The sequence below is a fragment of the bacterium genome (assembly GCA_004299235.1).
In the GTDB taxonomy this organism is placed as follows: Bacteria; Chloroflexota; Dormibacteria; order Dormibacterales; family Dormibacteraceae; genus SCQL01.
The window spans coordinates 115,234-141,677 of sequence record SCQL01000031.1 but is presented as its reverse complement, the minus strand read 5'-3'; the positions used below and the strand labels follow the sequence as shown (position 1 = coordinate 141,677).

General features: G+C 64.2%; 28 protein-coding genes and 1 tRNA gene. 22 read left to right on the top strand and 7 right to left on the bottom strand.

All coding sequences use genetic code 11. From position 1 onward, the window contains the following. Window positions 1–23: 23 nt before the first annotated feature. The 3 genes from EPN29_11145 to EPN29_11135 are packed head-to-tail and all read right to left on the bottom strand — an operon-like array spanning window position 24 to window position 2,218. Complete coding sequence (locus tag EPN29_11145) at window positions 24–563, bottom strand: PTS sugar transporter subunit IIA (protein ID TAN31764.1); 540 nt, start codon at window positions 561–563, stop codon at window positions 24–26. Continuing rightward, entirely contained in the window at window positions 553–1,926 is a 1,374-nt protein-coding gene (locus EPN29_11140; protein ID TAN31763.1) for a PTS ascorbate transporter subunit IIC, read from the bottom strand. Before EPN29_11140 ends, EPN29_11145 begins: the two co-directional genes overlap by 11 nt. Window positions 1,927–1,930: 4 nt before the next feature. Continuing rightward, window positions 1,931–2,218, bottom strand: coding sequence for a PTS sugar transporter subunit IIB (locus tag EPN29_11135; protein ID TAN31762.1), 288 nt, complete (start codon window positions 2,216–2,218; stop codon window positions 1,931–1,933). A gap of 253 nt (window positions 2,219–2,471) precedes the next feature. Between EPN29_11135 and EPN29_11130 the strand changes: the two genes are divergently transcribed. From EPN29_11130 to EPN29_11110, 5 genes are all read left to right on the top strand, one after another. Continuing rightward, window positions 2,472–3,188, top strand: a complete 717-nt coding sequence (locus tag EPN29_11130; GenBank protein TAN31761.1) for a response regulator transcription factor — start codon at window positions 2,472–2,474, stop codon at window positions 3,186–3,188. Window positions 3,189–3,318: 130 nt separating this feature from the next. Next, window positions 3,319–4,542 (top strand): hypothetical protein, encoded by a 1,224-nt coding sequence (locus tag EPN29_11125; GenBank protein ID TAN31760.1) that lies wholly within the window; start codon window positions 3,319–3,321, stop codon window positions 4,540–4,542. 69 nt (window positions 4,543–4,611) lie between these two features. Beyond that, window positions 4,612–5,064 carry a hypothetical protein gene (locus EPN29_11120; GenBank protein TAN31759.1) on the top strand — a complete coding sequence of 151 codons (453 nt, stop codon included), beginning with the start codon at window positions 4,612–4,614 and terminating at the stop codon, window positions 5,062–5,064. After that, window positions 5,064–5,264, top strand: a complete 201-nt coding sequence (locus tag EPN29_11115) for a hypothetical protein (GenBank protein TAN31758.1) — start codon at window positions 5,064–5,066, stop codon at window positions 5,262–5,264. The genes EPN29_11120 and EPN29_11115 overlap by 1 nt, the downstream gene beginning before the upstream one ends. A gap of 5 nt (window positions 5,265–5,269) precedes the next feature. Further along, window positions 5,270–6,940, top strand: a complete 1,671-nt coding sequence (locus EPN29_11110) for a hypothetical protein (protein TAN31757.1) — start codon at window positions 5,270–5,272, stop codon at window positions 6,938–6,940. Between the two features lie 61 nt (window positions 6,941–7,001). On the opposite strand, the gene tal is transcribed toward EPN29_11110, so the two are convergent. Together tal and EPN29_11100 are read right to left on the bottom strand one after the other, a co-directional pair. After that, window positions 7,002–8,168: a transaldolase gene (gene tal, locus EPN29_11105; GenBank protein TAN31756.1), complete on the bottom strand. Its 1,167-nt coding sequence runs from the start codon at window positions 8,166–8,168 to the stop codon at window positions 7,002–7,004. Window positions 8,169–8,245: 77 nt separating this feature from the next. Continuing rightward, window positions 8,246–8,473, bottom strand: coding sequence for a hypothetical protein (locus tag EPN29_11100; protein ID TAN31755.1), 228 nt, complete (start codon window positions 8,471–8,473; stop codon window positions 8,246–8,248). Between the two features lie 336 nt (window positions 8,474–8,809). On the opposite strand from EPN29_11100, the gene EPN29_11095 reads away from it, so the two are divergent. The 4 genes from EPN29_11095 to EPN29_11080 all read left to right on the top strand — a co-directional run bounded on the left by EPN29_11095 (window position 8,810) and on the right by EPN29_11080 (window position 11,285). Next, a complete protein-coding gene (locus tag EPN29_11095) occupies window positions 8,810–9,187 on the top strand; it encodes a hypothetical protein (protein ID TAN31754.1) in 378 nt (125 codons plus the stop codon). Then, on the top strand, window positions 9,184–9,873 hold the full coding sequence (locus EPN29_11090) for a GTP cyclohydrolase I (protein ID TAN31753.1): 690 nt from the start codon (window positions 9,184–9,186) through the stop codon (window positions 9,871–9,873). The genes EPN29_11095 and EPN29_11090 overlap by 4 nt, the downstream gene beginning before the upstream one ends. A gap of 27 nt (window positions 9,874–9,900) precedes the next feature. After that, window positions 9,901–10,476 carry a G/U mismatch-specific DNA glycosylase gene (locus EPN29_11085; GenBank protein TAN31752.1) on the top strand — a complete coding sequence of 192 codons (576 nt, stop codon included), beginning with the start codon at window positions 9,901–9,903 and terminating at the stop codon, window positions 10,474–10,476. Between the two features lie 107 nt (window positions 10,477–10,583). Continuing rightward, entirely contained in the window at window positions 10,584–11,285 is a 702-nt protein-coding gene (locus tag EPN29_11080; protein ID TAN31751.1) for a response regulator transcription factor, read from the top strand. Here the strand turns inward: EPN29_11080 and EPN29_11075 are convergent. Together EPN29_11075 and EPN29_11070 are read right to left on the bottom strand one after the other, a co-directional pair. After that, window positions 11,271–13,055 (bottom strand): GAF domain-containing protein, encoded by a 1,785-nt coding sequence (locus EPN29_11075; protein TAN31750.1) that lies wholly within the window; start codon window positions 13,053–13,055, stop codon window positions 11,271–11,273. The genes EPN29_11080 and EPN29_11075 overlap by 15 nt on opposite strands. After that, window positions 13,021–13,827 carry a response regulator transcription factor gene (locus EPN29_11070; GenBank protein TAN31749.1) on the bottom strand — a complete coding sequence of 269 codons (807 nt, stop codon included), beginning with the start codon at window positions 13,825–13,827 and terminating at the stop codon, window positions 13,021–13,023. The genes EPN29_11075 and EPN29_11070 overlap by 35 nt, the downstream gene beginning before the upstream one ends. A gap of 73 nt (window positions 13,828–13,900) precedes the next feature. On the opposite strand from EPN29_11070, the gene EPN29_11065 reads away from it, so the two are divergent. From EPN29_11065 to EPN29_11005, 13 genes are all read left to right on the top strand, one after another. Continuing rightward, window positions 13,901–14,092, top strand: a complete 192-nt coding sequence (locus tag EPN29_11065) for a hypothetical protein (protein TAN31748.1) — start codon at window positions 13,901–13,903, stop codon at window positions 14,090–14,092. A gap of 101 nt (window positions 14,093–14,193) precedes the next feature. After that, on the top strand, window positions 14,194–14,751 hold the full coding sequence (locus EPN29_11060; protein TAN31747.1) for a PAS domain S-box protein: 558 nt from the start codon (window positions 14,194–14,196) through the stop codon (window positions 14,749–14,751). A gap of 296 nt (window positions 14,752–15,047) precedes the next feature. After that, window positions 15,048–15,122 (top strand) — tRNA-Asn (locus EPN29_11055). A gap of 762 nt (window positions 15,123–15,884) precedes the next feature. Continuing rightward, window positions 15,885–17,093 carry an IclR family transcriptional regulator gene (locus EPN29_11050; GenBank protein ID TAN31746.1) on the top strand — a complete coding sequence of 403 codons (1,209 nt, stop codon included), beginning with the start codon at window positions 15,885–15,887 and terminating at the stop codon, window positions 17,091–17,093. Window positions 17,094–17,145: 52 nt separating this feature from the next. Beyond that, window positions 17,146–17,769: a hypothetical protein gene (locus EPN29_11045; GenBank protein ID TAN31745.1), complete on the top strand. Its 624-nt coding sequence runs from the start codon at window positions 17,146–17,148 to the stop codon at window positions 17,767–17,769. 4 nt (window positions 17,770–17,773) lie between these two features. Then, a complete protein-coding gene (locus tag EPN29_11040; GenBank protein ID TAN31744.1) occupies window positions 17,774–18,646 on the top strand; it encodes an ABC transporter ATP-binding protein in 873 nt (290 codons plus the stop codon). Further along, window positions 18,647–19,519 (top strand): ATP-binding cassette domain-containing protein, encoded by an 873-nt coding sequence (locus EPN29_11035; GenBank protein ID TAN31743.1) that lies wholly within the window; start codon window positions 18,647–18,649, stop codon window positions 19,517–19,519. It begins immediately after the preceding gene. Next, complete coding sequence (locus EPN29_11030) at window positions 19,519–20,286, top strand: hypothetical protein (protein TAN31742.1); 768 nt, start codon at window positions 19,519–19,521, stop codon at window positions 20,284–20,286. The genes EPN29_11035 and EPN29_11030 overlap by 1 nt, the downstream gene beginning before the upstream one ends. After that, the gene (locus EPN29_11025) at window positions 20,286–21,488 is read left to right on the top strand and encodes an aminopeptidase P family protein (protein TAN31741.1); all 1,203 of its coding nucleotides are present in this window, start codon (window positions 20,286–20,288) and stop codon (window positions 21,486–21,488) included. The genes EPN29_11030 and EPN29_11025 overlap by 1 nt, the downstream gene beginning before the upstream one ends. Further along, a complete protein-coding gene (locus tag EPN29_11020) occupies window positions 21,437–22,507 on the top strand; it encodes an aminotransferase class I/II-fold pyridoxal phosphate-dependent enzyme (protein ID TAN31740.1) in 1,071 nt (356 codons plus the stop codon). The genes EPN29_11025 and EPN29_11020 overlap by 52 nt, the downstream gene beginning before the upstream one ends. Continuing rightward, window positions 22,486–23,250: a cysteine hydrolase gene (locus EPN29_11015; GenBank protein ID TAN31739.1), complete on the top strand. Its 765-nt coding sequence runs from the start codon at window positions 22,486–22,488 to the stop codon at window positions 23,248–23,250. Before EPN29_11020 ends, EPN29_11015 begins: the two co-directional genes overlap by 22 nt. Window positions 23,251–23,349: 99 nt before the next feature. Then, the gene (locus tag EPN29_11010; GenBank protein ID TAN31996.1) at window positions 23,350–24,294 is read left to right on the top strand and encodes a hypothetical protein; all 945 of its coding nucleotides are present in this window, start codon (window positions 23,350–23,352) and stop codon (window positions 24,292–24,294) included. Between the two features lie 463 nt (window positions 24,295–24,757). Beyond that, the gene (locus EPN29_11005; GenBank protein TAN31738.1) at window positions 24,758–26,365 is read left to right on the top strand and encodes a PucR family transcriptional regulator; all 1,608 of its coding nucleotides are present in this window, start codon (window positions 24,758–24,760) and stop codon (window positions 26,363–26,365) included. Window positions 26,366–26,444 lie beyond the last annotated feature (79 nt).

Below are 26,444 nucleotides of genomic sequence, written 5' to 3'. Positions count from 1 at the left end.
CTTGAAGCTCCTTCTCGGGGGCACTAGGCTTCCGGCCGGCTGCCGTCCGCTATGGCCGCCAGCGCCTGTTCCACCGTGTGGGCCTCACGCAGGGCGGCCATCGCCGCTTCGTTGCTGAGCAAGGTGGTCAGCCTGGCCAGGGCGTTCAGGTGGCTGTGATTGTCCGCGGCCGCGAAGGCGATGGCGACCGTCACGGGATCGTTGTCGGGGTTGCCGAAGGCGATGCCCGGATCGAGGGTGATCAAGCTCATGCAGAGCTTGACGGCGCCATCCCCCGGCCTGGCGTGGAGCAGCACCACGCCGGGCACGATCACCATGTACGGGCCGTTGACGGCCAGGCTTGCCTTCATCGCCTTCACATAGCGGTCCTCGATTCCACCTTCAGCGATGAGCAGGCTGGCGGCGTCGTCGATGACTTCGTTCGGTGTCGACGCGTGGGCGCGCAGCCGGATCGTTCGTTCAGTGAGCAGATCCATCAGTCCGTCCGCCGCCGGCCGCTCCACGGTCGATTCCGTGGACGCGGCCGCAACCTCTGGGTCAGCCGGCGACTGGTCACGCTGCAACTTCAATCGTCTCCTTGCCAGTGCGCTGGCGCACGGAGATCCAGCTCGCGACGGCAACCAGAACCGCGCAGAAGACCAGCGTCATGGCGTACGCGCCGACGATCCCGGTCTTGGCGAAGATGCCGACCGCGATGCCGGCCCAGGCGAAGTCGGAGTCGCCGAAAGTCGTGTTGGCCAGCCCAAGACCGCCGAGGAAGCTGAGCAGCAGGGCGGGCAGGAAGGTGATGAGCAGGCCGTTGACGAAAGAGCCGATCACAGCGCCCCGCCGTCCGCCGGTCGAGTTGCCGAAGACTCCGGCGGTGCCTCCGTCGAAGAAATGCGGGACCATCCCCGGGATGATCAGAGCCAGGCCGATGGGACCGACCAGCAGCAGCCCGACCAGGCCGCCGACCAGGCTGCTGATGAACCCGATGACGACGGCGTTGGGAGCGTATGGAAACGTGGTGGGACAGTCCAGGGCCGGCATCGCGCTGGGGACGAACCTTTCGGCGATGCCCTGGAAGGCCGGGACGATTTCGGCCAGAACCATGCGGACTCCGAGGAGGATCACCGCCACACCCGCACCGAAGGTGAGGGCCTGTGTGAAGGCGTACATCACATAGTTGCCGGTGCCGGCGTCCTTGGCCACAGCGCCAGGTCCGGCGATCAAAGCGAAGACGAGATAGAAGGCGATCATCACGATCGTCGTCATCACGAGGCTGTCCCGCAGGAAGCTCACCCTCTCCGGGACGTGGATCTCCTCGGTGCTGCGGCTGCCCTTGCCGACCACCTTGCCGACGAGAGCCGAAACGATGTAGCCGAGAGAGTTGAAGTGGCCGAGGGCGAAGCCGGCGTCGCCGTTCAGCTTCCGCATGAACGGGTAGGTGAACGCGGGCATGACCAACGCCATCGTGCCGAGCATGACCGAGCCGAGTACCACCTCGTTGAGCCCGGTGATGTTCGCCGAACCCAGCACCACCGCGAACAGGGTTGCCATGTAGAAAAGGTGGTGACCGGTCAGGAAGACGAACTTGGCCGGGGTGACGCGCGCCAGGACCAGATTGATGAGGAATCCAACCGCCATGATCACCGCCGTCTCGGCGCCGAACGCCTTCTGGGCCAGGGCGACGATGGCTTCATTGGTCGGTACCACGCCATGCAGGTGGAGGCCGGACTGGATCATGTTGCCCAGCGGAGTCAGGGAGCCGACCAGGATGCCCGCGCCTCCGATCAGGATGATGAAGCCCAGGATTGTCTTGAGGGAGCCGGTCAGGATGTCGCTTGGACTCTTGAGCAGCGCGAGCAGACCGATCAGGGCGATCAGCCCCACCAGCAGGGCCGGCTTGCTCAGGATCTCGTCGACTATGAACTGAAGTACGACCACGGGTTCAACCCTCCTTGACTTGGTCGTGATCAAGGACGGCCAAGAGCTTCTCTTTCATCTCTTTTCTGTCGACGTAGTTCTTGATCGCGATGATGGGAACGCGGCTGTCGCTCAGGCGTTGTGCCAGCTCGGCCGAGGTGACGATCAGATCGGCCGATTGAGATTTGGCGCTACTGATGTCAGTGACCTCGACGTCCGCCTTGAGTTTCAGCTCCGCGAGAACTTTGCCGAGCGTCAGCTTCAGCACCATGCTGCTCCCCAGTCCCATGCCGCAAACAGCAAGGATCTTCATCGGCGCCGTCGTGCTCGAAGTTTTTGCGTAGGCATTTGCGTCCATTGTCTGGCCGGCCCTTCTCGCCGTCGCCGTACCCCGGGCACAAATGGGACTCCCACATATGAGGCATGGCGGTCCTGAGGCCAGAGCCCCTCTACCGGACCACCTCAGTTGGGGGGGAGCAGGTCCGCGCCGGTAGTACGTGGACATCGCCGGATGCCGGGATCAATGTGGAGGGTGCGGACAACCTGCCGCGGAAGATCAACCGGAGGTGCCCAGCTCTATGGAGAACACAATCGCTCGCCCCGCTGCCGCCGCCGCCCCGGCGACGCGCACTCTGCGTCTTCTCATCATTGAAGACCACCCGGTCCTGGCCGCCGGCCTCGAGTTCCTCTTCAGCCAGGAACCGGACATCAGCGTCATCGGAATCGTGGGTACGGTTCACGAGGCGGCGGCACTGCCGCCGGAGACCAAGATCGATGTTCTGATCGCAGACTTCAGGCTGCCTGATGGCAACGGGGCGGAGGCCGCCGCGGCGATCCGGCGAAGCCGGCCTCGCCTCCCAGTGCTCTTCTTGAGCGCCGTCGACAGTCCGGCCGCGTTGATGGCGGCCATTCAGGCTGGAGCCAGAGGTTATGTCCTGAAGTCACAGGCGGCCGCCACTCTGGCCGCCGCGGTCCGGCGAGTGGCCGCGGGCGAGATGCTGATCTCACCAGCGGTGCTGGTTCAGCTGATCAAAGAGAAGGGCGAACAGACCCACCTCGTCGACACTTTGACGGCGAGGGAACGAGACATCATGCGTTTGATATCGCGCGGCCTGAGCAACCACGAGCTGGCCGAAGCGCTCGAGATCGAGTACGGGACCGTGCGCAGCCATGTTCGCAACATCCTGGCCAAGCTCGAGGTCCACACCAAGCTGCAGGCCGTTGTGCGGGCTACGGAGCTCGGCCTGATCGACCCTGACACAGCTCCCGTGCGGATGGAGTGATCCCGGCGCCGGCGACGTACCTCAGTTGAGGGTGCCAAACCACACCCGCCAGTACGTCGACAGCGGTGCCGTTGGCGGCCCAAAGTGGATCGCAGTCATCATCACCCATCTGTTTGTAAGGAGAAGCGACTTGAGAATCTTCAAGGTCCTGGCCGTAGGGGTTGCGGCCGTTTTCATGACCCTGGCCTGCGGAAGTGGCGGCGCCTCCAGTACGCCGAGCTCTTCGAGCCCCGCGTCGGTTTCGGCCGACTCTAAGGCGGCCGATCTCCGGGTTGGGCTCGACAACCTGCTGGGCGAGCACATGTTCCTTGCCGCCAAGGCGACCGATGCGGCGCTCCGCGGTGGGGTCGGTGACCCCGAGTTCAAGGCCTATGGGGATTTGCTCGGGACGAACGGAACCGACATCGGCGCTCTCATCGGAGCCGCCTACGGGACCGACGCCCAGAACCAGTTCAACGCCCTGTGGAGCGCCCACAACGGCTTCTTTGTCGATTACACGGTCGGTGTCGCCTCCAACGACGCGGCCAAGAAGAGCCAGGCGGTCGCCAACCTCAAGACCAAGTTCATCGCACCGTTCGCCGCCTTCCTCGCCGGGCCGACGGGCTTGCCCGAGAGCGCGCTGACGGACGTCCTCACCACGCACGTCGTCGATACCGCGGCGGTGGTTGACGACCAGGGGGCGAAGAACTACACCAAGGCCTACGCCGACCTTCGCGCCGCCTACGCGCAGGTGTACAAGATCGGCGATGCGCTCGCCGGTGCGATCTCAACCAAGCTGCCCGCCAAGTTTCCGGGCAACGCCACCAACAGCGCCGTCCAGCTGCGTGTCAGCCTGAATGAGCTCTTCCAGGAGCACATGTACCTGGCGAGCATGGCCACCAGCGCTGCGCTCCGCTACGGCGCCACCGACCCCGAGTTCGTGGCTGCCTCGACGGCTCTGAACACGAACGGCACCGACATCGGCGCCGCGGTCGGCTCGCTGTACGGGACGGACGCCCAGAACCAGTTCAACGCCATGTGGAGCGCCCACAACGGCTTCTTCGTCGACTACACCATCGGCGTCGCGACCAAGGACTCCGCCAAGAAGGGCGCGGCCGCTGACAACCTGAAGGCCAAGTTCATCACACCGTTCGCCGCCTTCCTCGCGGGCGCCACCGGCATTCCGCAGGACGCGCTCAGCGGTCTCTTGACCACCCATGTCGCCACCACCGCGGCCATCGTCGACGACCAGGGGGCCAAGGACTTCGCCAAGGCCTCGACCGACGACCGCACCGCGGCCCACGACATGCAGAGCATCTCGGACCCGCTGGCTGACGCATTCGTGAAGAAGTTCCCGGCCAAGTTCACCTCGTAAGACTCCTTCCCCCCAATCGGCGGCTCGGGCTTCGAGCCCGGGCCGCCAACACCTTCACCCAGAGGTTGAATGAAAATGTTGATCGCGCTTCGTCGTCTATTGCAGTTGCTGGTGGTCGCGTTGCTGGTCGGCGCCTGCGGTGCGGCGACCCCGACCGGGGACGCCAGTCCATCCGCCGCAGCCACCAGTCCATCCGCCGCAGCCGCCAATCCATCCGCACCGGCAGGCGCCGTCCACGTCAGTCTCCTCGACTTCTCCATCGCCCCGGCCAAGCTCAGCCTGCCTGCGGGCCAGGTCACCTTCCACGTCACCAACGACGGCAAGACCCCGCACAACTTCGACATCAGGACGCCGCAGGGCGCGCTCGACTCGAGCAGCAAGATCATCGCCCACTCAAAGGACCTGGACCCCGGCCAATCCGACACGTTCACGGCCACGCTGGCGGCCGGCAGCTACACGTTCTTCTGTGCCTACGCTGGACATGAGGCGCTGGGCATGGTCGGCACCCTGGTGGTGAGCTGATGCCGGGTCGCAACAGCTGGCCCGTCATCGGATTTGCGGTCGCCATGCTGACCGTGCTGATCGCCCAATTCATGCTTGACGGCCCAGCGGACACGATCGCAGTGGTCCACTGGATCCAGCACGGGCTCATCTTCGGCGGCGGCCTGGGCGCGGGGCTCGCCCTTGCGGGCCTTCGGCGCATGAGCCAGGTGCGCGCTTAGGCAAATTGGCGGCCGTCTCCGCCCTGCCTGCGCCCCGCTCGCGGCCGGCGTCGCTGTCGCTGGCCGCGCTGGGCATCGGGCTGGTGGTCCTTGTCGGGATCACCTGGGGCACCGGCCTTCTGTACGTCACCTCGCGGGCCGGCCTTCCCTCGCCGGTCCGCCTGGCACTCATAGACGGCGTCCACATCTACGTCGGCGTCGCCGCGGCGGCCTTCTTCGCCCTGAAGGTCTGGAGCGTCGGATTCAAGCGCAAGGTGGCCGCGGCGCCGAGCCTCACGCTGTGGCAGCGGTGGGTGAGCCTGAGCCTCGTCATCCTCTACCCGTCCGTCTTCCTCACCGGGTTCGCCGCGATCCTGCCCCTGGGGGCGAGCTGGCGGGAAGCGCTCGTCCAGGCGCACCTGATGACGTCGGTCTGGTCGCTCGTCCCGACGACGCTTCACGTTCTCCACCATCGGCGCCGCGCCGTCGCTCGCCTCTCGCGGACACGTCCCGGCCGGAGCCGCTCGGTCCTGTGGGCCGGCATCGCCCTGGCGGCGCTGCCGGCGGTGTTCTGGCTGCCGTTTCCCCGCGCCGTGGCGCCGGCGACCCAGGCTCTCGCCGGCGGGGCCTGGCAGCCTGCCGGGCTGCAGGGTGTCCTGCTGGACCGCATCGGGTCCACTCCCGATGGGGCGCACCTGGTGGCGGCCGGGGATGGCGTCTACGTCGGCGACTCCGCCGGGCGGCGATGGCATCCCCTTGATCTTCTTGGGCCGTCAGGCGCCGACAGCCACGGTGCGCCCGGCGCCCAGACCGCAGCCCCAGGCGGACATTCGGAGCATTTGGTCCCGGCGGGCGCGATCTCGGCGCTGACCCTGCCTTCCGGCCCGGTCGCGATCTATGCGGGGTCCAGCACCGGCCTGTTCACCACCACCGATGCGACCGCGCCGCTCACCCAAGACCATTTTCCAGGTGGCGAGGTCCGGGCCGTCGCCGTCGATCCGCGCAATCCGTACGAGCGTTGGGTGGCCACGGGTTCGGGCATCTGGTTTGCGTGGGTGCTCGGCCACGGCTGGACGAATGAGTCGTCCGGGCTGCGGGAGCCGAACGGCGCGTATGCCATCGCCTTCTATCGGGACGTGCCCTACGCGAGCGATCTCAGTGGCGTCTACCGCTGGGACGCCGCCGGCGGGACCTGGACGCGGGTGCTGGATGAGCTCGGCGTGGTGTCGCTGACCGCGAACGCGAACTATCTGGTCGCGACCTCCTTCAGCCTCGGCGTCAGCGTCTACGACGGCGCCTCCTGGCGGCGCGCCGGGTCCGGCCTGCCGGGCCACAGCCACGGCGCTGGCCACGCCGCGCACGTGGCGGAGGTGGTGGCGCCACCATCCGGGGGCCTGTTTGCCGTCGTGCCGGGTGGCGTCGCCTTCAGCTCGGACGGCGCTCGCTCCTGGTCGAGCCTCGGCTCGGGACTACCGCAGGGGACCTGGGACGTCGCGCGTATCGGGGATCGACTCGTCGCGGCGACCAGCGACGGCGTCTACGAATACAACCTCGGATCGGCTCCCCCGGTCACCCCGCGATGGTTGATCGCGTTGATCGCCGTCGCGCTCGCGGCCGGAGCGGCCGGCGCCGCCACGACCCAAGGCCGGTTCCGGCCCCGCCGGAGGACCCCGGCGCAGGGACCGCCCAGGCGCTGACTGGCGGTGGGTGGCGAAGCGCAGAGCTGTGTCTCCCCGTGCTACCGGACGAGAGGGCCGCTCAGCTGCTGCCGTTCCTCGCTCGCCGGATCGATTGCGCGGACTGATCGAGGACGGCGGTTAGGCTTTCATACGACTTCTCGAACTGATTGACACCCTCGATCTCGAGCTCCCTGGTCACCGCGTCGAGATCGATACGCCGGCGGGCCAGCTGATTGAGCAATTGGCGCGATCCCTTCACGTCCTCATCCAGGCTTCGCCTGACGACGCCGTGATCGGCGAAGGCTGCCAGGGTCTTGTTCGGCAACGTGTTGATGGTGTCCGGTCCGATCAGCTCCTCGACGTACATCGTGTCGCGATACATCGGGTTCTTGGTCGAGGTGCTCGCCCAAAGACAGCGCTGGACGCGGGCGCCTGCTCTGGCGAGGGCATCCCAGCGCATTCCCGAATGAAATCCCTTGAAGCGCTGATATGCACGCTTCGAGTTGGCGATCCCTGCCCTGCCTCGCAGACGCTCCAGCGCGTTTCTCTGGTCGACGTCGGTGGCGGCCTGGATTCTCGCCTGCAGCAGGGCGTCCACCTTGGTGTCGACCCGGCTCACGAAGAAGCTCGCCACGCTCGACACTGTGCTGAGATCGCCTCCTCGATGCTTGAACGTCTCCAGCCCTGACAGGAAGGCCTCGGCGACCTCCGAGTAGCGATCGACGGCGAAGATGAGCGTGACGTTGATGTTGTGGCCCTTGCCGATCTGGTCCGCAATCGCCGGAATCCCTTCCCTCGTGGCTGGGATCTTCACCATCACATTGGGCCGGCCGCACCGCTCACGCAGCTCCTCGGCCATCGCGATCGTCCGCTGGGTGCTTGACGCAACGTCTGGGGGGACCTCGATGCTCACGTACCCGTCCGCTCCGCCGGTCCGGTCGAACACCGGCCGGAACACGTCGGCGGCGCCTTGGATGTCCTCGACCATCAGGTCCCACAGGATTTGCTGTGGCTGCCGCCCGGCTCTGACCAGGCGTGCCAACGCCTCGTCGTAGTCGCTGGAGCCGGTGACGGCCTTCTCGAAGATGGTGGGGTTGGAGGTGACTCCGGTCACGCCCTCGTCTCGGAGCTTGGCGAGCTCGCCCGATGTGATCAGCTGGCGCTGGATGTTGTCCAGCCACAGGCTCTGGCCCAGGTTCCTGAGCTGGGCGATTGGACCGCTCTTGACGCTTGTTTCCGTCGCCATGACGTTACCTCCCAATTGCTACCGCTACCGGACTCGACAACGCCCCTTCCGAAACCGGGACTCGGGGACCAGGGGCATTACGAGGCTTGGCGCTCGCGGCGATCGACGCACGAGGCGCATTCGCACTCCAGGGCGTAGGATGCCGGGGCGATCGTGGCATAGGTCAGGCGCAGCCTGTCGGCGTTACGCTCGCACTGCCAGACCGTGCTGAGCAGATCGGCGAGCGAATCGGCCAGGCTGGCCGCGAATTGCGCATGCAGGAGCGCCCGCGCTCCATCGCCGGCGGCCTCGGTCGTGATTGCCATGTTCTCAAGCTCCATAAGGCGAGCATGGCCCAACGAGATCGCCGTGTCGCCGTACCCGCGTAACAGAAGCACATCCCCCAAACGAGGCATGCTCTCGCCGCTGGATCGACACCGTTGGCATGGGCGAAGGCGGGCTCGTCGCGGGCTGGAGCATCTTCCAGCCCGCCCCTGCCGCTCTTTCGCGCCAAGCGGATTCGGCCCAGCGAGAAGCACAGAGAACTACCTCATTCGAGGCAGGTCGGGGCCAACCTCCCGTACGGCGACAGGCTGTCCGAAGGACTGCATCCTTCTCGGAGTCGTCGAGCCGGAATTCAGTGAAGTAGAGGTGCAGGTCAGGTGGACTGCCGATCGGAGAAATCCACGATCAACGGCCCGATCGCCCAGGCGGTGGCGCAAATCGCGGAGACCTCGAAGCTCCGTACGCTTCAGAAGGCGCCACGCCAGCGACTCAGCCGCGCGATCACCCTGGTCGATTCGATGCTCTGTTCCCTCGAATACCTGAACCTGGAGGGCAAGGCGCCGGCTCCTGGCGCGCTGGCGTCGCGCATCAGGTCGCTCCGCCAGGCGATGCCCGGCGAATGTGGGATCCGCATCGACCCCAAGTGCACTCCCCAGCGCTTGATGGATGAGCTGTTCAACGTCCAGCAACAGCTGCTGGCGATGAGGGCGGGACCGGATTGGGAGTGGGCGTATGGTGAAACGGAGGACGAATGACGAGCCCAACCGATGGCGCCGGCCGGCAGCTGGAGCGCCTGCACGACACCGCCGAAGAGGATGAGGCGCCCGCCTGGGAGCGGTTGCGTCACCGCGAGATTTCCCCAGAGCAGTGGCAGCGCTTCGAGGGCTACATGGCGGAGGTTCTGCACGCCCTGGGCCTCGACCTCAAGACGCCGGGAACCGAGCGGACGCCGACGCGCTTCCTGCGGGCGCTGTTCGACGCCACCGAGGGATTTGAAGGCGACCCCAAGCTTGTCACCGCCTTCCCGACCGAGTGCCGTGGCGAGCCCGACTGCCGCATCAGCCAGGTGGTGGAGGGGCCGATTCCGTTTTTCTCCTTGTGCGAGCACCATTCACTGCCTTTCTTCGGACATGCCTATGTGGGCTACATCGCCCACGAGCGGATCATCGGTATCTCCAAGCTGACCCGGCTGGTCCGGCTGTTCGGCCGGCGCTTCACGGTCCAGGAACGGATCGGCCACCAGATCGTCGAGGCGCTGGACGAGATCCTTCAGGCCCACGGGGTCGCTGTTTACCTGGAGGCCGTCCATCTGTGCACCCAGATGCGCGGCGTTCGCGAGCGGGAGTCCAGCACCCGGACGAGCTTCTGGCGGGGCGCATACGATACCGATCCCGAGCTGCGCGCCGGCTTTTTCAGGATGTGCGGACTGGGGGGCTCGTAAGCGGCCGCTCGGACCGGATCTGCGACCGTGTCGCCTGACCATCCTCCACCAGGTACCTGGCGGCCCACCTCAGAGCAGCTGGAGCGAGCTTGGAACAGTCGCGTCGAGGACGTGATCGGGCCGGGCTTGGACCTGCTGTTCGTCGGCATCAACCCCGGGCTGTGGTCGGGAGCGGTGGGCCACCACTTCGCGCATCCCAGCAGCAGGTTCTGGAAGGCGATTCATCGCTCCGGATTCACCCCTCGCCTGCTGACGGCATTCGAAGAGGGCGAGCTGCTCAGCCATGGTTTGGGGTTGACAAACCTAGTCGACCGCGCCACCGCGGCGGCCAAGGACCTCAGCCGGACGGAGCTGATCGAAGGTGCCGTGCAACTGAGGCGCAAGGTGCGCCGATACCGTCCGGCACGGCTAGCCGTCCTCGGCGTGGGCGCGTTCAGGCTGGCCTTCAACCGGCCCGGAGCTCGCGTCGGGCTTCAACAGGATCTGGTCGCCGGCACCTTGGTCTGGGTGTTGCCCGGCCCCAGTGGCCTGAATGCCCACTATCCGATGGCGGCGGCCGTGCGGGAATTCGAGAGGTTGCGGGATGCGATGCGTCCCGGATAGAACTCTGCCCAGCTTTCCGCCCGGTGCTCGAACCTTCCAGGCACCGCTCGAATAGCCGCGACCAGGTCGCATTAGACTTGGCGGCGGTGGCCCGTCCTGTTCCGCCATTGGTTGGCCCGATCAGCCCGACAGCTCCCCGCGGCGATGCCGCCAAGGCCCGTCCTGGCGCCGGCGGCAAGGTCATCGACATCTTTCTGGTCGAAGACCATCAGCTGGTGGCCGAGGCCCTGACGATGCTCATCGACGCGGAAGGCGACATGCACGTGATCGCACGAGTCGGATCGGTGGCGGATGCGGCCGCACTGGCGCCCAAAATCCAGCCCGACCTGCTCCTGGTCGACTTCCGGTTGCCCGATGGAACCGGCGCCGACGTCGCACGCCTGGTGCGCAAGCAGCATCAGAGGGTGGTGGTCGTCTTCCTGAGTGTGGTCTCCAGCCCCGCCATGCTGTTCGCCGCGGTTCGGGCGGGCGCCCGCGGCTACCTGCTCAAGACGCAATCGGCGGCCGAGACGGTGTCCGCCCTTCGGCGAGCGGCAGGCGGCGAGATGCTGATTCCGAGCGCCACCCTCGCCCAGCTGGTCGCGGACCAGGGCGAGTTCGGGCACCTGATGGTCAAGCTCACCCCGCGGGAGCGGGAACTGTTGCGATTGACCGCCGAAGGACTGGACAACCGAACCCTGGCCGAGCGAATGGGCATCGGTTACGCGACGTTGCGCGGGCACATGCGCAACCTGATCGGCAAGCTCGACGCGCATTCCAAGCTGGAGGCGGTGGTGAAGGCGACCGAGCTCGGTCTAATCGATCGCTGACTCGGCGCGGTTGCGCTTGCGTTGCCGTGCCCGCCGCGCTTCCGGTCGCGGCATCGGGGGTTCGGGAACCGCTTCGAACGGAATCCAGAATTCCACGTTCGATCCCTTGCCGATTCGACTTTTCACGCGGAGCCAGCCGCTTGCGAGCTCAGCTCGTTCGCGCATCGCCACCAAACCGAGGTGGCCGGGCTGGGGCCGCAGGTGCGCCTTCGCATCGAAGCCTGCGCCGTTGTCTGCGATCCCGGCCAGGAGGCCGCCATCGACGTTGGCAAGGGTGATCGCCATGCGGCTGGCGCCAGAGTGCTTGCGAACGTTGGAGATCGCCTCCTGGCAGATGCGATAGGCGACCAATCGGAGGTCGGGCGGCGGATCGTCGGTCAACTTCTCATCGTTCACGGACCACGTGACCGGCCCGCCCTCCCAGATCTCGGCGAGATAAGAGCGCAGCGCGGCGGCCAGGCCATCCTGCAGCGCGTCCGCTCGGAGCTCGAAGATCAGCCCTCGCAGCCGGTTCGAAGCCGTCTCGACCGTCTGAGCGAGACCCCCGATCATCTCTTTGCGGGCCGGGTCCCGGATCTGGCGGGCGAGCACCCCCAGGCGGAGGGTCACGGCGGCGAGCACCTGAAGGTAGTCGTCGTGAACGTCGCCGGCGATGCGCTTGCGCTCCTCTTCGACCGCGTCGACCAGGCGACGCATCAGGCGATGGCGCTCTTCGGCAGTCCGGTGCAGAGCCTGCAGGCTGCTCCGCAGCTCTGTCTCGGCGCGGCGCGCCGTGATGGCCTCCGCCAAGGTGTTGGCCATCGCCCGCACGAAATTCACGTCGTCTCGGCTGAAGCGTCGAAGGCGGGGGGAGTGAACCCCAAGCTCGCCAAACGGGGCCGTCTTCCCGCGGATGACCGAGCTGATGCCGCTGACGATTCCATGCTCGATCAGGAACCGTGAGGGTTTGAACCGGCGATCGGTCTGTATGTTTCTCACCACTGCGGAGCGGTTCGTTTCCATGGCCAGCGCGGCCTGCGGAATGTCGGCCATCGAGATGTCGGAGCCGACGACGCCCTCCGGCCAGCCGATGCCGGCGCGCACTCGGGCGGTCCTGCCTCCGGGCATGGCTTCGATCACCTTCACGAACTCGACTCGCAACACGTCAGCGACCTGATCGACCGCCATCTCGATGAGCTGCTCCTCACTGCCGCCCGACGAGGCCATGAGTCCCAATTCGGCGATGGCATGCTGCTGGCGATTTCGCAGTTTGAGCGCCCGAACGGTGTCAGACGAAACACGCGCACCGCGTCGAAGGTCGGCAAGCAAGTCTTGATTTCGACGGACGAGTCCGCTTGCGGTCGCCGTGAGCTGCAGGTCACGGAGGTCTTGGGCCGTGAACCGGCCGCGGCGTCCAGCGATGATCACCGTGCGGTCGTCCACACGAGCTGCGGCCAAGCTCGAGCCGGCTGGAAGCGGCTGCAACGCGGCGGCTGTCGAGCTGTGGTCCTCTCCGACCAGGCTGTGCGCCTCCTGCTCCTCGAGCATCCGGGACAGGGCGGGCCAAGTTCGTGTGCGGCTGCTCGACACGGGGGCGCGGGATTTCGCGGCCAATTTAACGTCAACCCACCCTTCGTCGACGGTGCACTGCGCGATCGCGTCGAGCCGAAGCGCCCGCCGCGCGAGGAGCAACAGCGCTGCGCCATCGAGCCCGGCCTTCAACCGGTCGGAAACCGTGTTGGGCCGCCTGCTTGGCTCAGTCTTTGCCGGCAGCCGGTCGGAGAATCGCACTGACCAGGTCTCCCATAGCCGAGAGCCCCTTCACGAGGTAAGTTGCGCAACCCGCGTCCGCCATGGTGCGCACACTGTCGACGTCACGATAGACGGAGTGGGCGATCAGGCGCGTTCGCGGCGAGCACTGCAAGATCTCACGCGCCGCGCGGGGGCCGCCACCCTGAGGCATCTTCACGTCCAGGATGGCGACGTCCGGAAGCAGCCGGCAGGCATCGCGGATGGCAACCTCGGCGTCGCTCGCCGCCGCCACCAGCTCCACTCCCGGCGTGTTGTTCAGCAGGTACTCGAGGGCAGCGCGGAACGTGGGGTCGTCGTCAGCGACCAGGACACGAACTCGACGGACCGGCCGCGCAGAAACCAGGCGCTGTGCGTCCATGCGGGTACCAGTGTCCCGGTCCATTGCGTTAAACGCCACGTACCATTGAGGTAGATTCTCCGCCCTCCTTCGTACGTCGACACCTGTCCTCCAAGTTCTCAAACTGGTTCCCATGGCGGGTCTGGTACAGAAGCCTCGCGACCACGGATCCAAATCGAGGCGATCGACGAAACACTCGCCGTGGCGGCGAGTGGCGGCTCTGCTGGATTGCTGGATGCGCGATCTGGCGTGTCTTTCCGGAGCCGTCAGCCTCGACTCCATCAGCCTGGACAATGAGACAGTCTCAACCGCGCCGGCCGCAGGCAAGACGCCTCCTGACCTCCATACCCAGCTGGAGGCGATCCTCGACTCTGTCTGGCGTGAGGAGCGGATGTGGCGCCTCGAGAGTCGCATTCAGGGTTCGTTGGGACGTGATCCCGGCAATGCGCCGCGGAACAGGCCGGAATAGTTGAAAGAGGTGAATGAGATGAAACCGAAAGCGGGAGAGCACACTCACGCCGCTGACAGCGGTCAGCGAGGAGAGCTTGGCATCGATGACGGATTCCGCGCCTGGTACGCCGCTTGCCCCTGCTGTCTCACCGACGCGCACCCAGACATCAAGCACAGGCTCGATGAGGAGCGCATCCTGGCCGAGGCGGCCAAAGCGGCCGAGCGCTGACCGGCAAGGCAGGCATCCGCTGGGCCGGCCGATGGCTCGCGGGTCAGGCCGGCGGCCGGTGACTCCGCCCTAGCGAGAGCGGTTTCGCCCGCGGGCGGGCCGTGCCTGAAGGCCGGCTCCATCGAGTCCACGACCGGCGCGGCGCAGGCGTGCATGAGGGCGCCATCTCGGTCACACTGAGCCATCCGCCGATGACGAGTCGATCAGGTCGGTCGCCTGCTGACCGCGACAGGCTCACGCACGCCATCAAGCACGAGCTGGCACAGCGCATCTGGGGAGAGCAGGCCGCACGAATCTCCAAGCATGGATACCCATCCCTCTTTGCGAACAGCCCCCAGCCGATGTGGATCTATGACGTCAAGACGCTTCGAATCCTCGACGTCAACCAGGCCGCCCTGGAGCGCTATGGATACTCACGCGACGAATTCCTGGGTCTCACGATCAAGGACATCCGGCCACGGGAAGATGTGCCGAAGTTCCTCGAGCTGATCGCCGACGTCCCACGCTCCGATCGAACCGGCCCTTGGCGGCACGTCCTGCGCGACGGCACCATCATTCAGGTTCTGATCACCTCCCACGCGGTCGAATTCGGCGAGCACACCGCGCGCTTGGTCATGGCGGAGAACCTGGCGGAGGATCCTGATCTCGACGTCGACTGACCGATAACTTATGGCCACCCCAACCGCTACCCAATCCGCCTCCCGCGCGCGTCTTTTAATATGTGGCTGAGACTCAACCTCGAGCAGCGGTTCGTGCTCGGCGTGGCCTCCACCACGGTCAGAGCCTGCCGGGTGCTCCACGGCCTACGGTGCCGGGCGATTCGCGACACCGACCGCTCGCCGACACCGGGTCGTCGAGACGAGTGCAGGTTGTAGTGGGGTTACGGTGGAAGCCCCAGCACCCGTGGCTCTGGGCGGTGAAGCGAACTCAGCGCCTAGAATTCAACGGACCCTTTTCCGGAGTAGCTCAACGGTAGAGCAGGCGGCTGTTAACCGCAAGGTTCAGGGTTCGAATCCCTGCTCCGGAGCCAACTCGCGATAGCGCGACGGCCCCAGGTATTGGGATCTGGTCGTCCTCGAGAAGAGGGTCACGCCAATGACCTTCTGACCCGTGAGGTGCCTTTGAGCCACGCTATCGTCGAACGGTAGGAGGACGGACGGATGCGGCTGCTTATGGCCATTGGAGACACGGGAGGGATCTAGCTCCGCTCTCAGGCTCGCCGGACGTCTAGACGTCAGCGAGGTCACGGCCATGTCGGTGATCAATCGGCTGTCGGCCCTCGGACTGCTACCCGAAACCACGGGGCGGCGCCGAAACCGCGTATTCAGCTATGAACCCTACCTTGATCTCTTCAGCGAAACGTCCTTCCAGCGCCGCGTCGAGTCGGCACCGAAACCACCGGGAGAGCCGACTGGACCTTGACGGTGCGGGCACATCGAAGATCATCGGGGACTTCGATGGCAGTTGCACTGCTCCGCAGTTCGTTCGCTGCACGTTCACGTGGGCTGAGCGCCGACGGGTTCCGAGGGACGAAATCGGTGAGCTGCTCCCGAATGTCGTCCGACGGCGCCAGCAAACGAGTTCGAAGAGCGTCCACCAAGGGGAGCCATCTCATGTCTCACGACATGGTGGAGCCTGTCACAAGACATCGTAGACCCGCTGCTGTCTCACGCGTAGTGCGCTCGTGCCGCCCTATGTCTCGCGACATCGTAGACCGACCGGCTGCGGGTGTCGGCTGGTAATTCCGGCGGGCATTGAGTGTCCGTTCCCGCAGGATGAGCCGTCCTCGGCGATGACTCGCAGGTGGGCCCGGCAACCAGAGGGTGACTGGGTGCCGCTTGCGTTTGTAGCTGACGTAGATGTGGCGAAGCCGACCCAAGGGGCGAACGGTGACTCGGCCGCCGGCATCGAGCTTGTCCCGACGCAACACGCTCACCTCCGAGCCCGGACCGGACTTCTAGAGCTCGGGGGGGTCGTGACAGTGTCATTGACCCCAGGCTGCGGATGTGGCATTATGCCTTACAGTGGGACATCGTCCCAATTTAAGGCAGGCAGCCTTGTGACCCTAGCATCAGCCGGTTCAGGGACCCCCGATAGGCGAAGGCGTCCGTCGCCAGTTGGCCTCGCTCTAGACGTCCTGCTTACTGTGGCCGGTCCGAAGCAGCCCATGACCGTGCGCGAGCTTTCAAACCACCTCGGTTGGCCTCGCAGCAGTGTTCACCGCGCAATGGCTGTGCTCGAATCGTACGGCCTGTTGGTGAAGGACCAGGCTAGCCAGCTCTATCAGCTGGGGCCGCGGGTGCTGATGCTTGCCAGTGGTTTTCTGTCTCGGCACGACCTGGTATCACTGGGGACGCCCGTCGCCAATTCGCTTCGGGATCGCCTCGACGAGACCACTTCTCTACAGGTGCGGGTCGGCGTTAGGCGGGTCCCGATAGTGATCGCTGAATGCTCGCATGAGCTCCGGCACGTGCTCCGCGCTGGCGGCTCCTATCCGCTATTCGCGGGTGCGGCTGGCAAGGTGTTGGTCGCCTTCGGCGGGATCCCTGGCCTCGCTGAAGCCGTATTCGAAGATGCGAGCCGGCATCCGGAGGAATTCAGCCGTCGGTTCGACCTCGGTGTCTATATGGAGGAGCTGGCGCTCATACGACAGAAGGGATACGCGACCAGCTGGAACGAACGTGTGCAGGGTTCCGTTGGTGTCGCAGCTCCCGTCTTCAACTCACGGGGACAGCTGCTGGGTGCTCTCGCCGTTCACGGCCCGACGGTTCGGGTGACCCAAGAGCTCCTTAACAGCTCGATCCCCGCCGTCCTGGAGACGGCGCAAGCTCTCTCGGCTCTGGCGACGAATGTAAGCCCCCCTTTGGGTGATCACTTCAAGTCAAGCCATATGTCCGGGAACCAATCACTTGGGCCGTCGATCCCGTTGCAGTCCAAACCGAGACCAAGACAACCGTCGGCGCCTCGACGCCGACCGAGACGCAAGGAGGTGCAGGGTTAGAGGCCATTCGGTTCCAACTTTCATTCCGTAGTTAGCGGGTCAGGAGGTTCGAATGATGGCGACAACTTCTCGAGACATGGGCGGCGCGGCACAGATCAGGGAGCGCGTGCCGTGGTACAGCACCGTGACGTACGACTTCAAGCTTTGGCGCGTCGATTTGAAAACAATCGTCGCGTCCGTGCTGTGGGGCATCGTCGTCGCGGTCATGCTCAACATTGCGGAGCGGCTCGACTCGGCGATCTTCGGGGGCACGTTCTTCCTGTTTGGAGCGGCCACGCAGGCCCTGGCGGTCGGACCGGCGCTCTTCGGCCTGCCGGGTGGTTGGATCACCCTGGTCATAAGTCCCCTCTTCAGTACGCTCACAGCGACCACGCCGCTGGCTCCCATCTTCTTCTTCACGAACAGTCTCTACGCAATCGGCACTGCGGTCGGCACCTACATGGTGAAGCGGGAGGGTAAGGGCCTCACCATCCTCCAACTCTATCTAGCCAACGCTGTCGGTTCGCTTCTGATCACCCTGCCCTATCCGCTGTTTATCTGGCCTGTGTTGGTTGGGATGACGCCCAACTTGGTCTTCAAGACGGGTTTGATTCTGTTCCTGGAATTCGCACTAGGGCTGCCAATCCTGTCGTTCGTTGTCATGAAGCGGGCTCTGGCGACTCGGCTTTGGCCATAGCAAGTTGGCAAGCCGGCCTGTCGACTGTGCCATCGAGTTCAAGTCATTCTCGTATCGGTACGAGAGTTCAGCCGCGCCCGCGTTGCGCGACATCACACTCAAAGTGGGCAAGGGAGAATTCGTTGGATTACTAGGGCCAGCTGGCAGTGGAAAGTCGACCCTTCTCCACTCGATCTCCGGTGCGATCCCTCATTTCTTCACCACCGGAGTCAGCAGTGGTTCTGTGGAGGTGGAAGGGAAGGCGGTTGCCGAGCGCCGCCTTTCCGACCTCAGCAGTTTCGTGGGAACCGTCGCGCAAGATCCGGAGGCACAAATCTTCAACCTGTTCGTTCAAGACGAAGTCACGTGGACTGCGCAGAATCTGATCATCCCTGCTGGTGAGATCAAGGCACGCGTCGCCGAGGTCTCGGGCACCTTCCGGCTGGACGAGCTGATCGATAGGATGACCCCGACTCTGTCGGGCGGGCAAAAACAGCTGGTTGCGCTGGCCTCTGCAATCGTCGCCAAGCCGCGAATCCTTCTTCTGGACGAGCCCACCGCCGAGCTCGACAGTGCAGCAACAAAGACCTTCTATGAGGTGCTGGCATCTCTTCGCGGCGGAATAACGATGATCGTGGCGGAGCACAAGCTTGAACTGCTAGCTGCCTTTGCAGACAGACTCATCCTGCTCAACGACGCAGCCGTGCAGGCTGACGCGGAACCCGGCCGAGTCATAGCGGATCCTGACTTGCTGGCGAGCTGCGGGTACGAGCAGCCGGCCGTCTTCCGCTTCCTCAGGGAGCTGGCCTTGCTGGAAGGGATCGAGACCATTCCATCTCTCTGGGATGTTGAGGCGGCGGCCGCTTGGGTTAAAGCGGCGATTGCGTCGGCAGTTTGAGTGAGCGACGGGCCTAGCCAGAGAACCGAGCCCGTCATCGTCGCCGACCGGGTCACCTATACGTATCCCGAGCCGAATCCGGTACGAGCGGTCGCCAACATCTCATTGACTGTGGCCGCCGGAGAATTCATCGCGATCATCGGGCGCAACGGTTCGGGTAAGACGACCTTCATGAAGATGTTGATCGGCCTGCTCCGGCCTACCAGCGGGAAGCTAACCCTCCTCGGACGCGATGCGGGCCGGCTTTCAGTCATAGAGCTTTCGAAGCGAGTGGGCTATGTCTATCAGAACCCTGATCGGCAAATAGTCATGGACTTCGTGAAGGATGAGATAGCGCTCGGACCACGAAATCAGCGGTTGGAATTAGAGGAGGTGAGGAGCCGCGTGGCGTCAGCCTCCACGTCGTTAGGTCTTTCTGCCGATTTGGAGTCGAACTCGTTCACGCTCAGTCGCGGCCTGCGCCAGCGCCTGGCGATCGCCTCCATCCTTGCCATGAGGCCCCCCGTCATGCTGATTGACGAACCCACGACCGGCCAGGATCCAGCCGGAGTTCACCGCATTATGGCCATCTTGCGGGACATCAATGAAAACGGCACGACCGTAATCCTGATCACGCATGACGTCGAGCTGGTCGCGGCTTACGCCACCCGAGTAATTGCCTTCGCAGATGGCCAACTTCTGGCCGACGGGACACCTTATGAAGTCTTCGCTCAGCCAGATACTCTCCGGCACACGGCCGTGGCGATCCCACCAATAGCCAGCTTGACACTCAAGTTGTTCGGCCGCTGTTGTTTGACGGTGGAGGAAGCGACAAGGGAGTACCAGATCAAACGGCCGCTATTGGCCACGCAGCTCGGGGGTCAGGCCGGCTGATGTATCTCTTTCTGTACGCGTTCCGGCCAGGCTTCCTGCAAAGTCTCAACCCGATCAGCAAATTCGTCGTGGTCGTCTGCACCTTAATCGTGGTCCTGCGATTTCAGCAGCTCACCACGATGCTGATCGTGGCCGTGCTCCTCGTGCTGGTCCTTTGGTTCGGAGCGAAGGTGCCCCCAACGGAGTACTGGAGGCTGGTGGCCTTCTTCGTGCCATTTTTCGGCGCGGTAGTCGTTTTCCAAGGACTGATTCGTGACGCTCCCGGGAGCATTCACTATCAGTTGGGGCTCATCAGGATTGGCCAAGCAGGGCTCCTCTTCGGAGCGACACTCGCGCTGCGGCTCTTGGCAATGCTCTTAGCTTTTCTGAGCTTCTCGATGACGACGACCCCGCCGCAAATAGAGACCGCGCTGGAGACGATAGGGGTGCCGTACAAGGCGGCCTATATGGTGGGATTCGCCCTGCGATTCTTGAATCTGATTCAAGAAGAGATGAATGACATGATTTCGGCGAGCCGGATCCGGGGCAAGTCGTACAGCTTCTGGAATCCAGTCTCTGTTTTCCAGCTGTCGTGGAATCTATTGCCGCCGATGCTTATCGGCGTGTTCAGAAAGAGTTTGAACATTGCGTTAGCCATGGAACTGCGCGGTTGGGATGGCGCTAACCATCGCACACGCCTGCGATTGCTGCCGTTCCTGCGTCGAGATGTTGCGACTTCAGTCGCCAGCGTGGCTGCTGCGACGCTATTACTGGTGGTAGTCCATTGATGCGCGGAGGAGGTGCTGATGTGACCACACGGATCGGAGCACCCCGCCCAATCTTCTACCCGGGTGACGCCGTGCGTCGGGTCAAGGGTGACAAGCTTCTGCGGGCATTGGAGTCGGCTGGACTGGATGGAGTGCTGGTTTTCAAACCGGAGGCCATCCGTTACGCCACCGACTTCTATGTCAAGGGCTTTCGGCGTTTTCTCGACATTGAGTACTGCTTACTCATGGACAGGCGCGGGCGGCATGCCCTTGCCTATAGCTCCGGCTCCGACGACTATCGCCTGCCGCTCACCTCGTTCCTTGAAGACACACGCCGTGTCAGTGGTCGAGTTGACGAATGGGCTCCGGTCATCGTCGATATGTTGACTGACTACGGGTTGGCGGCTAAGCGGGTGGGCTACGATCTCTTGCCCGCTGCGCTGGACGTGAGGCTTCGTGAGCTGGCCCCTCACCTCGAGCTGCGATCCGCAGAGGCGATGTGGGAGCAGGTCAGCGCGGACAAGCACCCTTTGGAGGTGGACTGTATCCGGAGGGCCTATGACGTATTGGCCATTGGCATCCGAGCGGGCATTGCCACAGTGGTTCCGAAGACTCGCGAGATCGACGTTGCAGCAGAAATAGAGGCAGCGATGCGCCGGGCCGGCAACGAGATGACGCCGGCGATCACGATGGTCGCGTCCGGGCCAAACGCCGCCATCTTTGAGCGGGTCGCCACTGAACGCGTGATCGGTGAGCGGGAACTCGTCATCTTGGATGCAACCGCGGTCGTCAATGGCTATACGGCCGATACCGCTAGGACGGTGCTGTCGTCCGGAGAAGCGACTGCGCAGCAGCAAGACATGTACCGCACCGTCAAGGCGGCCCTTCGAGCTGCCATCGAAGCTGTACGTCCCGGTGCCACCTGTGCCGAGATAGACGGCGCAGCGCGACGTAGCTACAACGCATCAGCCTGGTCGAAATACGGTTCGCGCTGGGCGACTGGTCATCAAATCGGCTTTGGCCTCCATGGCGCGCCTTTAGTGGGTCCTGGAGTACACGAGGCCGTGAAGCCAAACATGGTCATGTGTCTTGAACCGCGGATCCATGTCTTCGATCGTCCGGAATCGGGTGGTGTGCAGGTTGAAGATGCCGTGCTGGTAACCGATACGGGATGCGTTGTGCTGAGCTCAGATGTCCCCTACTCCGAGGCGCTAGAACGTTGATGACCATCGATCTTCGCAGCGATACCGCTACTCGACCAACCGCGCTGATGCTCGCCAGGATGGCAGACGCTGAGATCGGCTCATACGTCTTCGGGGATGATCCCGAGTCGGCGCGGCTGGAGCGGGAGGCAGCGGTGTTGCTGGGCCATGAGGCGGCCATCTTCTTGCCCACGGCCACGATGGCGAATCAGGTAGCGCTTGCCGTCCACTTGCGACCCGGCGAAGAGTTCATCGTGGCCTCGAACAGCCATGTACTCGTCGCCGAAGGCGGGGGCCCGGCCGCCGTGGCTGGCGCCATGCCGCGAGCAATAAATTGCCTTGACGGCGTGCTGCAACCTCAGGAAATTCGAGCTTGCTTTGCTCAGACCAGGAGGCTACCGCAACTTCTCTGGATTGAAAACACACACACGCGCGGGGGTGGCACGGTGACTGACGTGCAGCACGTGGAGGAGTATGCCGTCATTGTGCGGCTGTATGGCGCCTCGCTTCACGTTGATGGCGCGCGTCTCGTGAATGCCGCCGTACACCTGGACGTGCCAGTGGCTCATCTGTCGTCCCCTGCTGACTCGGTGACCCTGTCGCTGAACAAGGCGTTAGGTGCGCCTGTGGGAGCGATTCTGGCTGGCTCCAGCGAGTTTATCGAGCAAGCCCACAATGTGCGGATCCGTCTGGGAGGATTCTGGCGTAAGCCGGGCCACATGGCTGCGGCCGGCCGTGTGGCGCTCCAGACCCCCCGCGCCGTGATCAGGCGCGATCACGCTGCGGCCAAACGGCTTGCGGCCGCACTGGCGCGGATTGACGGCTGCACTACGGCCGAGCCCCAAACCAACATCGTGCTGGCTCGCTTTGGGTCAGCGCAGAAGGCCATGCGACTCCGGGACAGCCTTGCTGAAACCGGGATTCTTGTGGGCATGGGCGATGACCTGACTCTGCGTTTGGTCACCCATTACTCCGCGGACGATCAAGCGATTAACCATGTGGTGTCTCGCTTAGAGACATGGGACGCTCGAGTCGCTTAAGGCAGGAGGATACGTTGATGCGGTATTCGGCAGACATTCAAGTGGCGCGTGACCTGCGGGGCAGGCTTCCGGACTTCAAGGTCGATTGGCAGCATGTGGCTCTCCTGATCATTGACATGCAGTACATAGACGCCCATCCGGACTACGGGTACGGATTGAAGGCCAAGGAGGCCGGCACGTTTGCAACGTTGAATTACTACTTCGATCGCCTGGCCAAGCTGGTGCTCCCCAACATCGGTCGACTCGCGGGGCGATTCCGTGAACTGCCGCAGCCGGTCATCTATGTCAGGATCGGCAGCCGTCGATCGGACGGGTCCGATACGTCATGGAGATATAAGCAGTTCAACCTGCTAGCACCACCTGATTCGAAAGAAGCCCAGATCTTGGCTGAGATCGCGCCTGAGCCGGGCGATGTCGTAATCGACAAAACGACCTCTGGCGCCTTCAGCTCGACCAATCTGGACCAAGTGCTGCGCAACATGGCCATCAGTAGCCTCGTCATCTCCGGAGTGGCCACGAACGGCTGCGTAGAGAGCACTGTGCGGACGGCTGGAGACCTGGGATATCTAACCTATCTCGTCGAGGACGGATGCGCGGCCTTCAAACCCGAGTTGCATGAAGAATCAATTCGCGACATGGATCACAACTTCGCTCTGGTTAAAACTACGGCCGATATCCTCGACGAATCGTTCGAAGGCGAGGTGCCTCCACCGGTTGCACCCGTTGGGGTTGCCGCGAGATGAGTGGATGACTGTCTTCCCGCCGCGGTTGGCGATTAAATGGATTTCGCCGCTGCGGCACCCGGGTACGAAGGCCAGAACGTGACCACTGAGCATGACGAGATGCCACGCGACTGGGTCGGATATGGCGACAGGCCCCCCGATTTCGAGTGGCCGGGCGGTTCCAGGATGGCTGTGAACATAGTCATTAACTATGAGGAGGGTGCGGAGCCCAATCCGCTGGATGGCGATGCGGAGGTCGAACCATTAGGCGAACTCGGGAGGTTCCCAACCCGGCCCGGCGAGCGTCAGGTGATGATCGAGTCCCAGTACGAATATGGGAGCCGGGTTGGGGTTTGGCGGCTCATGGATATCCTGGACAAGTACGAAGCCCGAGCGACCGTGTTTGCGTCGGCGTTAGCCCTAGAACGAAATCCCCTGGCGACTGAGGCCATGGTGCGGCGAGGCTACGACATGGTGGGACACGGCTATCGCTGGATATCACATTTCACCATGGCGGAGGATAGCGAGCGAGCCGACATCCGGCAGGCCGTCGAATCAATTAGACGGACCACTGGCCAGCGAATAGCGGGCTGGTTCACACGCGGCCCGCAGACGCTGATCACCAGGCGCATCCTTGCCGAGGAAGGTTTCTTGTTCGACAGCGGCGCATCGAATGATGACCTCCCGTATTTCCAGCCGGTACTGGGGCGACCCTTCCTGGTCGTTCCTTATACATTGACGTCCAACGATTGGCGGTTCTGGCAAGGCACGCTGTTTACTGCTCGCGACTTTGCCCAGTACTGCATCGACGAGTTCGACGTGCTCCATGCTGAGAGTCGGCGAAAACCACGCATGATGTCGGTCGGTCTCCATGCTCGAATAACAGGCAGGCCGGGCCGCGCGTTGGCGCTCGACCACTTCTTGGCGCACGTTAGGGATCAAGGTGATGCGTGGGTGACCACCAGCACAGCGATCGCACGGTTCTGGCTGGAACGCTTCGCGCCAACGCAGACATGGAACTGGCCTGAGACCGACCATGCAAAAAAATCGGACATTTCGAGCTGAACAGGGCCAGGGTGGCGCCCCGATCCAGCTCAGCAAGCTTCAACTCGGGGCGGTCAGGATTAGCGAGCCATGGTCGCCGCGTATGTCCCCCCGCGTACTCCAGCGGATGCTCGGCGCGGAGGACCTGCGCCGACGTGCTTGTTGGCGAGCCCACTGGCGAGGCGTTGCACTCGACCTGCCACGGTTCCGGGCGCGCAATGAGTCACAAGCAGGCCTCTTACTGGCGGCGCAGTTGATCCATACAGCGCCAAAGTGAAACTCCCCGATACCCCCATCTCACCGCCGGCCATCGAGCAAGCCGGGGAGTGGAGTGAGCACCAAACCGCGACGGGTTAGAGTGGGGCTCCAAATAGGGTGGGTAACCGCAGGAATGCACAACATGGTGATCGCTCATCGCCACGGCCGGGTCCGCTGTAAGGCGAGAAGCTGGCGATCGTGAGCGGACCGGGGGAGTGACAACCGGATGAGACTCTGCGAGGCCCTGAAGCTGAAATGCCTGGGGCAGGCCAGCTTGGTCGTCGCCGGGAACAGGCTCGACGGCGACGTCCGCTGGATTCATGTGGTCGAGATTCCCGACCCCGCGCCGTGGCTCGGTACCGGGCAGGTGCTGCTGACCACCGGCTATGCCTGGCCTCGCGAGGCGGACCAGCAGCGATCACTGGTCAGGAGCCTTGTCGATCGGGGCGTGGTGGCGGTGGGGTTGGCGGTCCCCAAGTACTTCGAGCATTTTCCTCCCGCCGTCATTAGAGAGGCCGAGCGGGCGGGCCTTCCCCTCCTGGAGATCCCATGGGAGATTCCTTTTGCGAAGATCACCGAGGAGCTGAACGGGGCCATCGTGGCCGAGCAGTTCAAGGTCATTGAGCAAGGGGACGTCATCCATCGCGAGCTGACCCGTGCCGCCCTCGAGGCGGAGAGCCTTCAAGACCTGGCCCGCACGCTGGGTAACCTGATCCAGCACGCGGTCACCTTCGAGGATTCGGACTCCAACCTGCTTGGATTCTGGAACTCAGGCGAGGACCTCGACCCGGTCCGCCGCGCGACCATCGATCAGGGCAAGACGCCGCCAGAGGTGCTGACGCAGCTCCGCGAGCTCGGCCACCTCAGTGCCCTCCGTAACAGTGCCGGCCCGATGCGGGTTCCCGCCGTGCCCTCGATGGGCTTCAGCAGCAGGGTGGCGTGTCCCATCTGGCTCAAGAGCGAGTTCGTCGGCGCCGTCTGGATGGTGGAGGGCGAGCGCCAGCTGAGCGAGCTCGACCTCCGGGCCGCGGAGCATGCCGCGCTGGTGGCAGCGCTGCACATCGCCAACCAGCGCCATCTGGCCGCGTTGGAGGGACGGCTCGGAGCGACCTTTCTCGACGCGCTTCTGGACGGCCGCTTCGAGCCCACGGCCCCGAACCTCGAGCGCGCACGGCTCCTCGGATTCGACCCCGAAGAGAGCCACCGGGTCGCCCTCATCGTGCTCGACGAGCCGCTGCCGCTGTCCAGGGAGGGTGTGATCCGGCGTGACCGTCTGGCTGACCGGCTTCGACATCGGCTGTCCCAACTGAAAGCCATGGCGGTCACCTCGTCTCAGCTGAGCCAGGTCATCTGCCTGCTGCCTGAGGCGGCCGAGCCGGTCAAGGTTTGGGATTACGTGTCCGGTCCCGGCCTGGCGATGGTGCTTGGACGTGCCCATCCCGGTGCGGGAGGAGTACCGCGCAGCTATCGCGAGGCGCAGTCCGTGGTCCCGTACGCGGTCCCCGGCGAAATCCGGCGCTACGACGACATGCTGATCCCGCGGGTTCTGGACGGCGACAGGGAGGCCAGGCAAGACTTCCTCGATCAGCTGCTCGATCGGATCCGCAGCACTCGCGGTGGCGCGGTGCTCGAGCACAGCCTGCTCTGCTATGCCCGATACGGATTCCTGCGAAACCGCGCCGCCGCGGCTCTTCACGTGCATCCGAACACCCTCCGCTACAGGCTCGAGCGTGCCTCCGCTCTCACCGGCCTCGACCTCCGCGACCCGGAGGTCCGCTTTCGCCTGCAGTTGGCGGTCCAACTGCTGGCGGCTCCGAACGGAGTCCGGCCCTGACGAACGTATCCGGATCGGTGACATGCGGGGCGCCACCGACATGACCTGCGTGCGCCCTCTTTGTTTCTGACATGCAAGA

Coding starts and splice junctions, on each gene's coding strand:
- EPN29_11050 (TAN31746.1), top strand. CDS start 15,885: ATGACTCGCAGGTGGGCCCGGCAACCAGAGGGTGACTGGGTGCCGCTT.
- EPN29_11045 (TAN31745.1), top strand. CDS start 17,146: ATGATGGCGACAACTTCTCGAGACATGGGCGGCGCGGCACAGATCAGG.
- EPN29_11015 (TAN31739.1), top strand. CDS start 22,486: ATGGGACGCTCGAGTCGCTTAAGGCAGGAGGATACGTTGATGCGGTAT.
- EPN29_11025 (TAN31741.1), top strand. CDS start 20,286: ATGCGCGGAGGAGGTGCTGATGTGACCACACGGATCGGAGCACCCCGC.
- EPN29_11135 (TAN31762.1), bottom strand. CDS start 2,218: ATGAAGATCCTTGCTGTTTGCGGCATGGGACTGGGGAGCAGCATGGTG.
- EPN29_11100 (TAN31755.1), bottom strand. CDS start 8,473: ATGGCAATCACGACCGAGGCCGCCGGCGATGGAGCGCGGGCGCTCCTG.
- EPN29_11115 (TAN31758.1), top strand. CDS start 5,064: ATGCCGGGTCGCAACAGCTGGCCCGTCATCGGATTTGCGGTCGCCATG.
- EPN29_11020 (TAN31740.1), top strand. CDS start 21,437: ATGCGTTGTGCTGAGCTCAGATGTCCCCTACTCCGAGGCGCTAGAACG.
- EPN29_11070 (TAN31749.1), bottom strand. CDS start 13,827: ATGCGACTCTCGAGGCGCCACATCCGCTCCTCACGCCAGACAGAGTCG.
- EPN29_11090 (TAN31753.1), top strand. CDS start 9,184: ATGACGAGCCCAACCGATGGCGCCGGCCGGCAGCTGGAGCGCCTGCAC.
- EPN29_11010 (TAN31996.1), top strand. CDS start 23,350: ATGCCACGCGACTGGGTCGGATATGGCGACAGGCCCCCCGATTTCGAG.
- EPN29_11120 (TAN31759.1), top strand. CDS start 4,612: ATGAAAATGTTGATCGCGCTTCGTCGTCTATTGCAGTTGCTGGTGGTC.
- EPN29_11030 (TAN31742.1), top strand. CDS start 19,519: ATGTATCTCTTTCTGTACGCGTTCCGGCCAGGCTTCCTGCAAAGTCTC.
- EPN29_11005 (TAN31738.1), top strand. CDS start 24,758: ATGAGACTCTGCGAGGCCCTGAAGCTGAAATGCCTGGGGCAGGCCAGC.
- EPN29_11065 (TAN31748.1), top strand. CDS start 13,901: ATGAAACCGAAAGCGGGAGAGCACACTCACGCCGCTGACAGCGGTCAG.
- tal (TAN31756.1), bottom strand. CDS start 8,168: ATGGCGACGGAAACAAGCGTCAAGAGCGGTCCAATCGCCCAGCTCAGG.